The sequence below is a fragment of the Oscillospiraceae bacterium genome (assembly GCA_022483045.1).
Lineage (GTDB): Bacteria > Bacillota > Clostridia > Oscillospirales > Acutalibacteraceae > Caproicibacterium.
In genome coordinates, this window is record JAKVOA010000002.1 from 341,162 (window position 1) to 354,460 (window position 13,299).

Below are 13,299 nucleotides of genomic sequence, written 5' to 3' on the forward strand. Positions count from 1 at the left end.
TATTTTTATGATGAATAAAGGCGTCTCACAGATTTCAAACGAAGTCTGCGGGGTGCCTTTTTAAATTTGATTTTTTAGAGCGAAAATACAGGGATTTCTTTTCATACGGAAAGCTGCGGAATCGTTCATAAAGCAGGGGCTTCCGATAATATAAATAACATGTACATGTAAAAAGAAGGGAACCCAAAAATACAAAAACAGTAGAGAGAGGAAACTGACACATGGCAGCCAAAGCACAGCAGAAAATTTTGCAGGCGCTTGTTTTGCTGATGCGCGGGTATTTGCAGAAAACTTCCGGTACAGAAACAGTAAAAAATGTACAGCTGTTGTCTTTTGCGCGGCAGCATTCGGTTATCGGGTTGACTGCCCAGGCTCTTTCTTTAGACCCTACCCTAGAAGCTGCCCAGCGTCGGTACTGCACCGGGGTGGAGATGGCCGTTTTGCAGCGTACGTGTGAAAAAAACTTTGCTTTTTCACAGATTGCAGAGGCCTTTGAAGCACAGAAAATCCCCTGCCTGCCGGTAAAAGGATTCCGCATTGGCAGGGCGTACCCGGTTCCGGAACTGCGTGAAATGGGAGATTGGGATATTGTCATTCACCCCGAAGATCGGGAAGCGGCGGCATCTGTTTTTGCTAAGGCCGGCTATGCGGCGGGGGAACATTCGGAAAGCAGCAGCCAGTATCAGAAAGACGAAATTGTTTTTGAAATACATACCCTGCTGTTCCCATCCCTGTGCCGCTTATATCCCAAATGCCGGCCGTTTCTGCAAAACCTATGGCAGTGCGCGCGCCAGGCCGAAGCTTCTCAGCAGTTTTTTCTGACGGAAACGGCTGAATTTCTAATGATGGTTTTACACATGGCGTCCCATTTTTACTATGGGAACTGCGGCATTCGTTTTTTTTTGGATCTTGCCATGTACCTTGATCAGTACAGCATGCAGATAGACTGGAAAATTGTTTTGGAGCAGATGCAGACTTTTGGCTTAAGCCGGTTTCTGCGGGAAATGCTCGCGCTGACTGCAAAGTGGTTTCCGGTGAATCTTCCAGACGACATTTTGCAGACAGAAACTTTCCAAAACAGGCGCTTAGAGCAAATGATTCTGTCGGGGGGCACATACGGATATGTTGGGCGCAGCAATCTGTCGCTCGCTGTCAAAACAGACTATGCGCTGTCTCACAAAAAAACAGGCGCAAAGCATCTATTGTGTGCATGGATTTTTCGTCCGATTAACCATTTACAGGGAGAATACACCTACTTAAAAAAGTACCCGTTTCTGTACCCACTATCGTTTTTTCAGCGGGCAGTCCGCTGGCTGCGCAGACGAAAAGGCAGAGACACTTTCGCAAGTGTCCGCGACCTTCCCAAAGAAGCAGATAGGGTATCGCAGGAATTTGATCTTCTTCACAAGATAGGACTAAAATAAATGTTTTTCTCATCGGGGGGCAAAACCGTATGGATGTTATCAGCCTTTGTAACTTGTCTGTAGAGCTGCAGGGAGAACTTTCTTTGCCGCAGTCTCTGCAAAAATTCAGGGCAGCGGAAAAAGCGCCGCCGTGCCTGCGGGTGCGCACAGTGCATGCAGCAGCAAATCCTCACCTGCCCGAAGATTTCCGCATCTCTATTTTGGCTTTTGCAAAAGAAGAAAACGGCGACGCTAAGCAGGTGTGGAATACCTATTCCGACGCGGCCCTGCTGACATTTGAGGAAGGCGGCTGCGCTTCTCTTTCCGAAACAGATGAATACAGCGATGATATGTACCTAAATCTATTACTGGCGGCTTTTCTGCCGCAGCTGGCACAGCAAAACGGCCTGATGATGCACGCTTCTTTGGTGGAGTGTGCGGGCGGGGCGGTCGTTTTTACCGCGTCTCCGGGCGTTGGAAAATCTACACAGGCAAAGCTGTGGCAGAATTTTTTAGGTGCCCGTATCCTCAATGGAGACAAAGCGTTTATCCGCTCTGTCAAGGGCAGATGGGATGCGTACGGTTCCCCGTGGTGTGGTTCTTCAGAGTATGTCTTAAATGCTCATGCCCCACTGCGCGCGGTCGTGGTTTTGCAGCAGGCAAAGCAGAACCGGATTCGCCGCCTTTCCGGTATGGAATTGCTGCAGAAAGTAACCCCGCATATCTATTATCCCAGCTGGAAATCCGCAGCAGCCGTGCAGACAATGCAGACGCTAGACACGCTTTTGGCGGATATTCCGGTTTATCTGCTTTCCTGTCTGCCAAATCGGGAAGCTGCCCTTTTGACAAGGAATACGCTTTTTGGGGAAGAGGGGAATGGCCATGGAGATAATCTCTGTTCCTGCGGCTGATTTATATGCGTTTTTTAAAACCCCGGCAGCGGCGGGCGCTGTCTGCCCAATGCTAGTCAATGGGACCAGTATGCAGCCCACTCTGCACCATTTGCGGGACACGGTGTGGCTGACAGCCCTAAACCGCCCCGCGCGGCGCGGCGATATTGTTTTATTTCGGCGAAAAAACGGCCAAGTTGTTTTGCACCGGGTCCTGCACGCCCAAAAAGGCATACTGGAAATGAATGGGGACGGCCAGATGTTTACGGAAAACGTACCCGAATGCTGCGCAGCTGCGTTGGTGCGGCGCTTTCAGCGCAGCGGAAAAATGATAGACTGCCGGGCACCGCTTTACCGGACTTACAGCAGACTTTGGTGCGCGGTGCGGCCTGTCAGGCCGCAGATTTTCCGCTTTTGCAGCATGTGGAGGCGGCTTTCGGAAAGGGAAAGTTCATGTGGGAAAAAATCAAAAAGCTGATTTCGGACAGAGACAGCCAAAAGCGCTACGCTGTCTGGATTTTTCAGCAGAGCCGCCCATACGCCGGCCGGCTCACAGTGCTGATGCTCATAAAAATCTCCGTTGTGCTGTTTGGTGTCTTTTCCGCGGCAGTCGATAAGCTGGTTATAGACTGCGCTTCCGCGGCTTTGGGGCTGAAATGGTCCCTCACCCTGCTGGTTGCTCTCAATCTGCTGTCCCTGGTTTTGGGTATCGTGCTGGACCTTTTGACGACTTTGTGGACAGAAAAATTCTCCTATCAAATTCGCAATCATCTGTACGACCAAATTCTACAGACCAAATGGAGCGCTCTGCAGCAGTTTCACAGTGAGGAACTGCTTTCCCGTATGACCAGCGATATCGGTGCCGTGACCAACGGCATTGTAAATCTTTCAATCTACTTAGTTTCCCTGGCAGTGCAGATCATTTCCGCGTTTTTGCTGCTCTATCATTACGACAAGTCCTTGGCAGTGTTTGCCTTGATTCTGGGACCGATTGCCGCCGCGGCTAGTATTTTATTTGGCGTGAAACTCAAAAAGCTGCAGGTCCATCTTCAGCAGTCAGAGGCAGATTACCGCATTTTTTTACAGGAACATCTGTCGCATGTCACTATTTTGAAAGCTTTTTGTCAGGAAGAGCAGAGCCGGGCCGGGCTAGACCGGCTGCAGGGGGAGCGCTTCCTTTGGGTGTGCAAAAAGAACGCCATGAGCGTTGCGGCAAATGCTGTCATCGGCTTATCCTTTTTTGTAGGATATTTATTCGCATTTATCAGCGGCGTACTGAAACTTGCAAAAAAAGCGATTGGGTATGGCACCCTTTCTGCCTTTCTCTCTTTGGTGGGACAGATTCAGGCGCCTATAATGGGTTTGGCGGACACTCTGCCGCAGGTTATCTCTGTTTTGGCTTCCGCCGGCCGCATTATGGATATTGACGGCCTACCCAAAGAAACACTGCCGGCAAAACGGGAAAGCGCTCCCCTTGCCGGCAGACTTGGCGTTTTTGCGAAAAATATTTTCTTTTCGTATGGCGGCCAGGCAGTTTTTCAGGACGCGTCTTTTTCCATTGCGCCGGGTGCTGTGACAGCAGTTGTAGGAGAGTCGGGTGCGGGCAAGACAACGCTGATTCGCCTGCTGCTGGCATTCTTAGAACCGCAGAAAGGCAGAATTGTCTATCAGGACAGAGCCGGTCATTCTCTGCCCTGCTCTGCCGCTGCGCGCGCTTACATCAGCTATGTACCACAGGGCAACACCCTTTTCAGCGGAACAATCCGTGAAAACCTGCAAATGGGCAGCAGCGGCGCAGCCGATGATGACATGGAGCGCGCTCTGCGCGCCGCGGACGCATGGCCGTTTGTCTCTGCGCTTCCCAATGGGCTGGAAACCACCCTGGGGGAAACGGGCGCCGGCCTTTCAGAGGGGCAGGCACAGCGGATCAGCATTGCGCGTGCGCTGCTGCGAAAGGTTCCGGTCCTGCTTCTAGACGAAGCAACTTCTGCGCTTGACGAAAAAACTGAACTGTGCGTGCTGCAGCAGATTGCGCAGCTGCCAGAGCACCCGACCTGCATCTTCATCACGCACCGCAGCAGTGTGCTGGCATACTGTACGCAGATTTTGCGTGTAGAGGAAAAGAAAATCACGGAAATACAGAAAAACAAATTGCTGTAGCTGCATTTTCAGGCCAATTTGTGCCGCTTTTCTGGTGAGGTAGCTGCTTTTTATATCTGGTGTATTCTCGTCTGTTCTTTTGGCGGAGTGCACCTTTTTATGTATCAAAGGCTGGAACAAAAGCGCCTGCGGCCGACGCATCTGCAGATACGCAGAAAAAAGCCACCGGAAACTTCAACAAAACTGCCTGTGAGCAGTGACAATTTTGCAGAAGAAATTCCGGTGACTTACAGCCGGCAGAACTATGGGACACAGCTTGCCCTGAAAATAAAGAACGTAGAACCGCTTATCTTTTGACGGCCTGCTCTGTTTTCAGCCGCTGCTGCGCTGGCAATACAGCAGCTGTGGAAAGCCCGGGTTTTCCTTTTCGCTGTCGTGCATACTGTGCCGGCTGCATTCTCTGTACAAACGTTTATCGGTTTTGGTTTCTATTTGGTTCAAGACAATCCCCAGTATTTTGCCCTTTACGCTGCGGATTTTGTCCGCTGCGCCGGTCAGCGTATCCGCTGTTGTAGTGCCAGCTTTTGCAATTAAAATAGCACCCGCTGTGCGCGGAATTACAGAAAGCGAGTCAACAACCATTTCAACGGGAGGTGTATCCATTAAGACATAGTCATATTCCTCGGTCCATGTTTCCAAAAGGCTGCGCATTTTTTCACTTGCCAGCAGTTCAGCCGGATTGTCTGGCACCGGCCCTGCAGTCAGCAGAAAAAGCCCAGGTTCCTCCGGAAAAGGGTGTATAACCTGCCCTATAGGTTCCTGTTCACTGAGCAGTGTAGAGAGCCCGGCGGCATTGGGCTGCTCAAAAATCCGATGCTGCGTCGGCTGCCGCAGATCCCCATCGACCAAAAGGATGCGCGCACCTGTCTGTGCCAAAGAAACGGCGAGGTTCGCTGCTACCACAGACTTGCCGACACACGCTTCTGCGCTTGTCACTACCACAATTTTCTGATCTTCACTTAGGGTAAATAATAAATTGGTACGAAGAAACTTAAATGCTTCGGCAGCTTTGAAATCTTGAGCCGCTTTTGCCGCACTTTGCGTATGCAGAGTGCGGTTCCTTTTTTTATCCGGCTTTTTTTTCAAGGAATTCGCCTCCTCTTTCTTATTTCCGGAATTTCGCCGAGAATCGGCAGATTCAGCCGCGCGAGGTCCTGGGCGGTTTGAATCCGCTTGTCCGTCAGTTCTTTTACAATGCAGATTATCAGCACAATGATAAAACCCGCCAAAGCGCCGATCAGGGTATTTTTTTCCACGTCCGGGGAAGAGGGCGCGCCGGCGGGTTTTGCTGCGCTGATGAGTTCTGCGGACCCGGCTTTTACGACACGCTTGAGTACATCCGGCGCTATTCTGGCTATGGTATTGCAGACCTCTGCCGAAAACTGAGGGCTTTCGGTAGAGGCGGAAATCGACAGGACTTCCGTTTCATTTACAGCGGAAACGGATACCGCATTTTTCAGTGCCTGCACGCTGATCGGCTGGCTGAGTCTGTCTGCCACCTGCTGCATCACATCAGTATCTTTTAGAATCACGATGTAAGTAAACGCCAATTTTTGAGAGGTTTCAAGGTCCATGGTTGTAATATTTCTCTCCGTTTTGCTGGAAGTATAGACATACATGGTAGCGGTAGATGTATAGAGCTTTGGCATACAGAAAAGACTGATAAGCCCGGCAATAACAGCGCCGGCGGCAAGCCCCCCGAGCAGCAGGTACCAGTGCTTTTTAAGAGAGCGGAAAAGCCTTCCTAAGTCGATTTCTGTATCTTCTTGTTCCTGCACGATAAACCTCCTTTGATGGGGCGCAAAAATCTTTCACTGTTTTCATACAGAATGGCTTCCGCAAAAATGTCTGTACACAAAATGGTTTAGACAGTACGCAGCAGAAAAATGAAAGGACAGACCCCCGAAAAAATCATGAAAAGGACAAGACTGTTTTTAGCTTCCTTGTGTCGAACAAGAGCAGAAACAATTACCAGGCAAGGTGCTCTTCACGGGTTTTGTGCAGCAGCAGGCAACCTTTTCTTCCGCTTTGATCTGAAACAGTTTTGCCTGAGGGACCAGATACTTTTTTCGCATAGCATTCACCTCCTTATATAAAAATGGAAGCCATTCTGTATAAAAGCACTTAAGATATGTGTCCTTTGTTTATTAAGCTCAGGCTACACAGATGTAGACGCGGCGTTAGAGCTGAGATATCTTTTTTTGGCCAATGCACAGTGCTGTGGGAAAATCATTTCCGGGCTGCCTGTGTCTGCATCTCGTGAACCAGGGCACGAGGTACAGAAATCGTAATACTGGCAGGTGCTGCATTCTTCGGGCAGCTTCAGCTGTGCTGTTTTGCTGCACAGCGCTTTCCACGCGGCAGAGAAGCCCTGCTCAAACGGTTTCGTTTGAATGGACGACAAGCTTGCGCACAAACCCATTTTTCCGTCCCAGGTAACCCAAAATCCGCACTGGTCGCTTCCACATTTTGACAAAGGCTGCCGCTCACGGTTTTTGGCGCGCTTTGGCGGCGCTTTTGGATGCTCCGCCGGTGTCCGCTGTATGGCAGAGAACTGTATTTTTTTAATATCGTCATCGGTGACCATATAGGACAGCGCGTCCTGCTGTGCACCGCGCACCGCCGAAAGCAGATTTACCGTATACTCAAACGCCACGTCCAGTTTTTCGGAAATCTTCTGTACAGCGGGCAGGTCAGACAGATTGCATTTTGTGCCGGTAAAAGCCAGTGCTACTGCAATCTTGGCTTTCAGCAGGCGGTGAATGTTTTTCATTACACGGTCGTAGCCGTCTGGTACGCCGCACAGGGCTTGGTAGGTTTCATTGGAAGCGCCGTATAAGGTAATTCGAAATAATTTCGGCGGATATTTGCGCAGGACAGCAAGCATTTCATCTGAAAGAGAGTAGCCGTTGCTGTAAATAACAATTACAAATCCCATTTCAGAAAGCCCGCTGTAGATTTCTGCAAAGTCCGGCCGCGTCATCACCTCGCCGCCAGTCAAGAGCAGGGTCAGTGTTCCGGCGGCTCTTGCCTGCCGCCCCAGGAAAAGCCATTCCGCTGCAGTGCGCAGATGGCCAATTTTTTTCATCTGTTCCGGCCGCAGATGCACATAGCACATTTTACAGCTGAAATTGCACAGCGGGGTCAGCTCAAATGTCCCCAGCAGCGGAATTCGCTTTTTGCGTGTTTCCTGTTTCAACATTTCGCGGTACTGTGTCCAGTTCATATCCAAAAAGGATTGATTCTGTCTTTCAGGCATCCAACCACCCCTTTTCTTGTAAATCGGCTAAAAAGGTTTGCAGGTCCTTTTGTGCTTCTGCTTCGTCCACTTCATATTCCGCTGTTAGCGCGTGCAGAAGCGTTTCCTTTGTTGTGTCCTGTTCCAGCAGCTTCCATAGAAAAGCACCGGTTTCATTAAGCGCAATTACACCCGGAACGTCCTGTGTGCGCTCCCCTACAGGAACCACCATGTAGTTCCCTGCAATATTTCGAAGCATCAGCTGTGATTTCAGTTTCATAACAGGTACTCCTTTACAGATCAATTTTTTTGCACTGCCGCAGTTTTTGCTGCGCTGCTTAACGTTTGATAAGTTGGCATTGACAATTCATGAATATGCGGGAAATACCTTTCGTATACCCGCAAAAAATGGAATGAACTCTTTTTTAAAAGGAAAAGAGGAGAAAATATTTTCAGTGTTTTCTCCTCCCTTTTGTGCAGCTTTTTCAGCCGCACTTTCCCGTTCATATCTTCCCTGTTTGTCACATAGACTTGAAAAAATGAAGAGGGAAAAAAGAAGCGCAGAAGAATGCGCTTTGCCGTGAAATTTTTTTTTAAAAGGCGGAACAAAGCCGCGCGGAAACAAAATATAAATCTGCGGGAAGATGTACTGCAGACCGCGGCAAAAAGCCGTTCCCGCAAAACAGGAAACAAGGGATTTTTAAAGCCTAAAAAATTTGTGACAGGGATTTTTGTATTGCGTCAATTTTGTGCAGAAACTTCCTGTTTACAGGAAAGTATTTACAAAATACAGAGTGTGATTCGGGGGATTCGGTATGGAAAAACGCAGAATTTACACAGTAAAAAAACAAAAAAAGCACAGGGCATTTTCTGCGGTTGTCATTGGTACAGCGGTCCTTTGTGCCTGTGTACTGGGTCCTTTCTTTTATGTCAACAACATGCTCGCGAAAATCCACTATGCGCCGGCTGCAGGCAGAAAGCAATCGGCGTCCTCTGTGCCGGAGGGCGCCAAATACCACCAGGATGTTTTGAATGTGCTGCTTATTGGTACGGACAATCGGGCGGCGGCAGCGGGCAGCCGGTCAGATACGATGATTTTGGTTTCTGTCAACCGTGAAACGTCTAAGGTCGTTCTTACTTCCTTTATGCGTGACAGCTGCCTGCCGATTCCGGGGCACGGAAATAACCGTTTGAATGCAGCCTATTCTTTTGGCGGCGCGGCTCTGCTGATGCAGACCATACAGCAGAATTTTAAAATTCAAATTGACCGGTATGTGCAAGTCAATTTTTCTTCCTTTATTGCAATCATCGATTCCCTGGGCGGCATTCAAATGGACGTAACAGAGAAAGAACTTCCCGCATGTAATCAGTATGTAAAAGAACTCAACAGCCTGCAGAAAAGCGCTGCAGCAGACGGCCTTTTGCAGCACGCGGGAAAGGGGCTTACGCTGACTGGCAAGCAGGCGCTGGGCTATTCCCGTATCCGCTCTGTAGGCGGAGATTACCGGCGCACTGAGCGGCAGCGCACGGTGCTGATGAAAATACTGGAAAAGGGAAAGAAACAAAATCCGGTGCAGTTAAACAGCACGATGAATCTTCTGCTTCCTAATATCACAACAAACTTGACGCAAAGCGAAGTTTGGTCGCTGGTCCGCTCTTTCCCCACCCTTTCAAAATATAAGGTTGTGCAGGACCGCATCCCTATAGACGGCGCTTACACCGAAAAAGTGATAAATGGCATGGACGTTCTGCAGATTGACTTTGAAAAAAACTGCACGGAATTGCAGGGGAAAATCTATGGGTAAAGCGGCTCTTTTACTTTTTTGGCAGTACAGATGAACGTATCTGCACGAAAAAATCCGGAAGGAAACAAGTATCGATGAGCAGAAAGGAGATCCTTTTATGAAAAGTGTCGAGAGCGTCGGCTCACTGAGGAACGGCAGAAATTACAAAAAAAGCTGTGAGCGCTTTTACAGAAAGACAGAAAGCAGAGCGGAGCAGAAAAAACAGGGCTGCTATCTTTTTGTGAAACGGACAGCAGACATTGTTTTCAGCCTTTTGGCGATGGCCCTGCTCTCTCCACTGCTGTTGGCGGTGGCCATTGCCATTCGATTTGACAGTCCCGGCCCGGCGATTTTTGTTCAGGAACGGATCGGGAAAAACAAAAAGCATTTTCGCATGTACAAATTCCGCAGTATGTGCGGCGATGCAGAGCAAAAACTGCAGGGCCTACAGGGAGAAAACGAGCGAGACGGGCCGGCGTTTAAATTATCGAATGACCCGCGGGTCACAAAAATCGGGAAAATCCTGCGGCAGACCTGCATAGATGAGCTGCCGCAGCTGGTGAATATTTTAAAAGGAGATATGAGCCTAGTGGGGCCGCGCCCGCCGCTGCCAGAGGAAGTAGAGCAGTATACAGCGTATCAATGCGGGCGCCTGCAGGTAAAGCCGGGGCTTACCTGCTATTGGCAGATTCAAAAAGGCAAAGTGTCTACCTTTGATGACTGGGTCAACCTGGACCTACAGTACATAAAAGAACGCAGCCTGCGGCTGGATTTGAAATTGATATTAAAAACCGTTGCGGTTGTCCTGTGGCGCAAAGGCGAAGAATAGCTGCCTTTGCTGGGTATGCTTTTCGGGTTTTGCGTCCCGAAATTTTGAGAAACAGGAGTGGTCTTTATCAAGAAGAAAAAAAGCATGCAAAAAGAGCGAGAACTTTCTGTTTTCTTTTTTGTACTGTGCTGCGCCTGTTTGGTCATGATTTTTCGCTTTTCCAGCCAGACTTCTAATCAGAGCAATACGCTGAGCGGGCGCTTGTCCGGTGCAGTCTGTGATTTTTTGGAGAAAGAACGTCTGATGCCACCAGGGGAGAAAGAAAGGTATTACCAGAATATCAATTTCTTTCTCCGAAAATGCGCACATTTTACGGAATATTTTTTGCTGGGGCTTTGTCTGAGCCTGTTTTTCCATTATCGCCGGCGGTTTTTTCCGCGCAAAACTGCTGCATGGGTGCTTCTGCTTTCTTTTTTGTTTGCCTGCGGCGATGAAATCCATCAGATTTTTGTTTCTGCCAGGACCCCTGCCATGCGAGATGTTTTTATCGACACGGCAGGTGCTTTTTTCGCGGTGCTGTTGTTGTATGCTTTGCTCAAGGGCCGGCGAAACAGAAAGCTTGCACCAGACAGCCCCCAGACAAGGTTCCCCTGATGAGGAGCAAAACCATGCAGAAAAAGGACGACAGCACGAAAAAATTGAAAATCGCAATGCTTGGGCACAAACGCATTCCGTCAAGGGCAGGCGGCGTCGAGGTTGTAGTAGAGCAGCTCGCGGTCCGTATGGCCGCACAAGGCCATGCAGTGACCTGCTATAACCGCCGCGGGCGCTGTGCCGGCGAAAAGAAGCAGACAAAATACCGGGGCGTGCGGCTGAAATCGATCTTTACGATAGAGGGCAAAGGTTTGTCGGCGGTGAGTTCATCTTTTTGTGCCGCAGCCTGTGCGGCATTTGGGGACTATGATGTGGTCCACTTTCATGCGGAAGGGCCGTGCGCCATGCTGTGGCTTCCAAAGCTTTTTGGGAAAAGGTGTATTGCCACCATACACGGGCTCGATTGGCAGCGCAAAAAGTGGAAAGGCAGCTTTGCCGCCCCCTACATTCGCTTCGGTGAAAAAGAGGCAGCAAAAGCTGCGGACGAAATCATTGTTTTAAGTGCCGATATGAAGGCATACTTTAAGGCCGCCTATGGGCGCGAAACCTCTTTTATTCCAAACGGCGTCTCACGCCCGTCCCTCCATTCTGCAGAGTTGATTCAGAAAAAATGGGGATTGGAAAAGAACGGATACCTTCTTTTCCTCGGGCGGCTGGTTCCGGAAAAAGGGCTTCGATACCTGATCAATGCTTTCAAAGGGGTAAAAACAGAAAAACGGCTGGTGATTGCTGGGGCGGCTTCTGACACAGACCATTTTGTGGCAGAACTGCAGGAATTGGCGGCCAGTGATAAGCGTATTCTCTTTACGGGCTTTGTAGAGGGGCTGGCCCTTGCAGAGCTTTACAGCAACGCGTATCTCTATACCCTGCCCTCGGATTTAGAGGGGATGCCGCTCAGTCTGTTGGAGGCGATGAGTTATGGCAACTGCTGTGTTGTGAGTGATATTGCGGAATGCACAGAGGTTGTCGAGGACAAGGCAGCTGTGTTTCAAAAGGGAAATGAAACCGATTTGCGGCAAAAGCTGCAGGAACTGTGTGACAACCGAGAAAAAGTACAGAAGTATCAGCAGCAGGCGGCGGATTTTATCTGCGGGAAATACAACTGGGACGATGTGACAGAGCAGACCCTGAACCTCTATAGAAAGGGCAGCTGCCCAAAAAGCGCGAAAGGAGGGAGAGTTTCATACAATGAAAGTGCTGCTGATCAATAAGTTCCTGTATCCAAACGGCGGCTCGGAAACCTACATCTTTCAGCTTGGAAAGTACCTGCAGGAACAGGGGCACGAAGTGCAGTATTTCGGCATGGAACACGCCGGGCGCTGTGTAGGAAACCGTGTGAATGCCTACACTGCAGACATGAATTTTCACAGCGGTGGCAGGCGGCAAAAGCTGGCCTGCGCGATAAAAGCCATCTATTCAGCAGAAGCGCGAAAGCAGATTCGCCGGGTACTTGATGATTTTGTGCCGGACGTCTGTCATTTGAATAATTTCACCTATCAACTTACGCCGTCTATCCTATTAGAAATACAGAAATGGGAAAAACAGACCAGGCACAGCTGCAAAGTCATTTTTACAGCGCATGACTACAATTTGGTGTGCCCAAACCATATGCTGCACAACCCCAATACCCATGAAAACTGCGAAAAATGTCTGGGCGGCCATTTCATAAACTGCATCAAAGGCAGGTGTATTCACGGTTCTGCTGCAAAAAGCGCCGTTGGGGCGCTGGAAGCGTCCTTTTGGAAAGCAGCCGGCGTGTACAGGTACATAGACACCATTCTCTGCTGTTCGGCGTTTATGAAGCAAAAAATGGACAGCAATCCCCTCTTTGCAAAAAAAACGGAGGTGCTGCATAACTTCGTTGAGCAGACAGCGTGGAAAGACACAGCGAAAAAAGAGTATGTTTTGTACTTTGGGCGCTTCTCTGCAGAAAAAGGAATTGGTACCCTGCTGAAAGTGTGCAGAGCACTGCCAGAGATTCCATTCGTCTTTGCCGGCGCTGGCCCGCTTGAAAAAGAACTGGGGGGCATCCCCAGCCTGAAAAACGTTGGATTCCAGAAAGGGACAGCGCTGGAGCAGCTGATTCGGGAGGCACGCTTCAGCGTATATCCCTCTGAATGGTACGAAAACTGCCCGTTTTCTGTGATGGAAAGTCAGCAGTACGGCACGCCGGTCCTCGGGGCCGATATCGGCGGAATTCCAGAGCTTATTGAGGACGGCAGAACCGGAGAACTTTTTGAAAGCGGAAATGGCAAAGACTTGAGAGCAAAAATCCAGAAGCTGTGGCAGGAAAAAGGAACAACCGCCCAGTACAGCAAAAACTGCAGAAATGCCGGTTTTAATACGGTTTCCATGTATTGTGGCAAACTGATGAAAATTTACGAAAAAAGAGAGAGCGAAA

The 13,299-nt window shown here is 49.4% G+C and carries 14 protein-coding genes and 1 pseudogene; 9 read left to right on the forward strand and 6 right to left on the reverse strand.

Going from position 1 to position 13,299, the window contains the following annotated elements:
* The first annotated feature begins 221 nt into the window (after nucleotides 1-221).
* The 5 genes from LKE53_10500 to LKE53_10520 all read left to right on the forward strand — a co-directional run bounded on the left by LKE53_10500 (nucleotide 222) and on the right by LKE53_10520 (nucleotide 4,750).
* Nucleotides 222-1,424 carry a nucleotidyltransferase family protein gene (locus LKE53_10500; GenBank protein MCH3973164.1) on the forward strand — a complete coding sequence of 401 codons (1,203 nt, stop codon included), beginning with the start codon at nucleotides 222-224 and terminating at the stop codon, nucleotides 1,422-1,424.
* Nucleotides 1,425-1,453: 29 nt separating this feature from the next.
* Nucleotides 1,454-2,314, forward strand: a complete 861-nt coding sequence (locus tag LKE53_10505; GenBank protein ID MCH3973165.1) for a hypothetical protein — start codon at nucleotides 1,454-1,456, stop codon at nucleotides 2,312-2,314.
* Nucleotides 2,286-2,771 (forward strand): S24/S26 family peptidase, encoded by a 486-nt coding sequence (locus LKE53_10510; protein MCH3973166.1) that lies wholly within the window; start codon nucleotides 2,286-2,288, stop codon nucleotides 2,769-2,771. The genes LKE53_10505 and LKE53_10510 overlap by 29 nt, the downstream gene beginning before the upstream one ends.
* Nucleotides 2,747-4,453 carry an ABC transporter ATP-binding protein/permease gene (locus LKE53_10515; GenBank protein MCH3973167.1) on the forward strand — a complete coding sequence of 569 codons (1,707 nt, stop codon included), beginning with the start codon at nucleotides 2,747-2,749 and terminating at the stop codon, nucleotides 4,451-4,453. Before LKE53_10510 ends, LKE53_10515 begins: the two co-directional genes overlap by 25 nt.
* A gap of 99 nt (nucleotides 4,454-4,552) precedes the next feature.
* Nucleotides 4,553-4,750 (forward strand): hypothetical protein, encoded by a 198-nt coding sequence (locus LKE53_10520; GenBank protein MCH3973168.1) that lies wholly within the window; start codon nucleotides 4,553-4,555, stop codon nucleotides 4,748-4,750.
* A gap of 15 nt (nucleotides 4,751-4,765) precedes the next feature.
* Here the strand turns inward: LKE53_10520 and LKE53_10525 are convergent, their stop codons facing one another.
* The 5 genes from LKE53_10525 to LKE53_10545 form a co-directional block, all read right to left on the reverse strand.
* On the reverse strand, nucleotides 4,766-5,539 hold the full coding sequence (locus LKE53_10525) for a CpsD/CapB family tyrosine-protein kinase (GenBank protein ID MCH3973169.1): 774 nt from the start codon (nucleotides 5,537-5,539) through the stop codon (nucleotides 4,766-4,768).
* Complete coding sequence (locus LKE53_10530) at nucleotides 5,536-6,231, reverse strand: Wzz/FepE/Etk N-terminal domain-containing protein (protein MCH3973170.1); 696 nt, start codon at nucleotides 6,229-6,231, stop codon at nucleotides 5,536-5,538. Before LKE53_10530 ends, LKE53_10525 begins: the two co-directional genes overlap by 4 nt.
* A gap of 380 nt (nucleotides 6,232-6,611) precedes the next feature.
* Entirely contained in the window at nucleotides 6,612-7,712 is a 1,101-nt protein-coding gene (locus LKE53_10535) for a radical SAM protein (protein ID MCH3973171.1), read from the reverse strand.
* On the reverse strand, nucleotides 7,705-7,971 hold the full coding sequence (locus tag LKE53_10540) for a PqqD family protein (GenBank protein MCH3973172.1): 267 nt from the start codon (nucleotides 7,969-7,971) through the stop codon (nucleotides 7,705-7,707). The genes LKE53_10535 and LKE53_10540 overlap by 8 nt, the downstream gene beginning before the upstream one ends.
* Before the next feature lie 87 nt (nucleotides 7,972-8,058).
* Nucleotides 8,059-8,316 (reverse strand): hypothetical protein, encoded by a 258-nt coding sequence (locus LKE53_10545; GenBank protein ID MCH3973173.1) that lies wholly within the window; start codon nucleotides 8,314-8,316, stop codon nucleotides 8,059-8,061.
* A 190-nt stretch (nucleotides 8,317-8,506) separates the two neighbouring features.
* Here LKE53_10545 and LKE53_10550 point away from each other — a divergent pair, with 190 nt between their 5' ends.
* Together LKE53_10550 and LKE53_10555 are read left to right on the forward strand one after the other, a co-directional pair.
* Entirely contained in the window at nucleotides 8,507-9,496 is a 990-nt protein-coding gene (locus LKE53_10550; protein MCH3973174.1) for an LCP family protein, read from the forward strand.
* Nucleotides 9,497-9,593: 97 nt separating this feature from the next.
* A complete protein-coding gene (locus LKE53_10555) occupies nucleotides 9,594-10,304 on the forward strand; it encodes a sugar transferase (GenBank protein MCH3973175.1) in 711 nt (236 codons plus the stop codon).
* Here LKE53_10555 and LKE53_10560 read toward each other — a convergent pair.
* Nucleotides 10,260-10,745 (reverse strand): hypothetical protein, encoded by a 486-nt coding sequence (locus LKE53_10560; GenBank protein ID MCH3973176.1) that lies wholly within the window; start codon nucleotides 10,743-10,745, stop codon nucleotides 10,260-10,262. The genes LKE53_10555 and LKE53_10560 overlap by 45 nt on opposite strands.
* A 167-nt stretch (nucleotides 10,746-10,912) precedes the next feature.
* On the opposite strand from LKE53_10560, the gene LKE53_10565 reads away from it, so the two are divergent.
* Nucleotides 10,913-12,109 carry a glycosyltransferase family 4 protein gene (locus LKE53_10565; protein MCH3973177.1) on the forward strand — a complete coding sequence of 399 codons (1,197 nt, stop codon included), beginning with the start codon at nucleotides 10,913-10,915 and terminating at the stop codon, nucleotides 12,107-12,109.
* Nucleotides 12,087-13,283 (forward strand): annotated as a pseudogene (locus tag LKE53_10570) (glycosyltransferase). Before LKE53_10565 ends, LKE53_10570 begins: the two are co-directional and overlap by 23 nt.
* The last annotated feature ends 16 nt before the right edge of the window (nucleotides 13,284-13,299 follow it).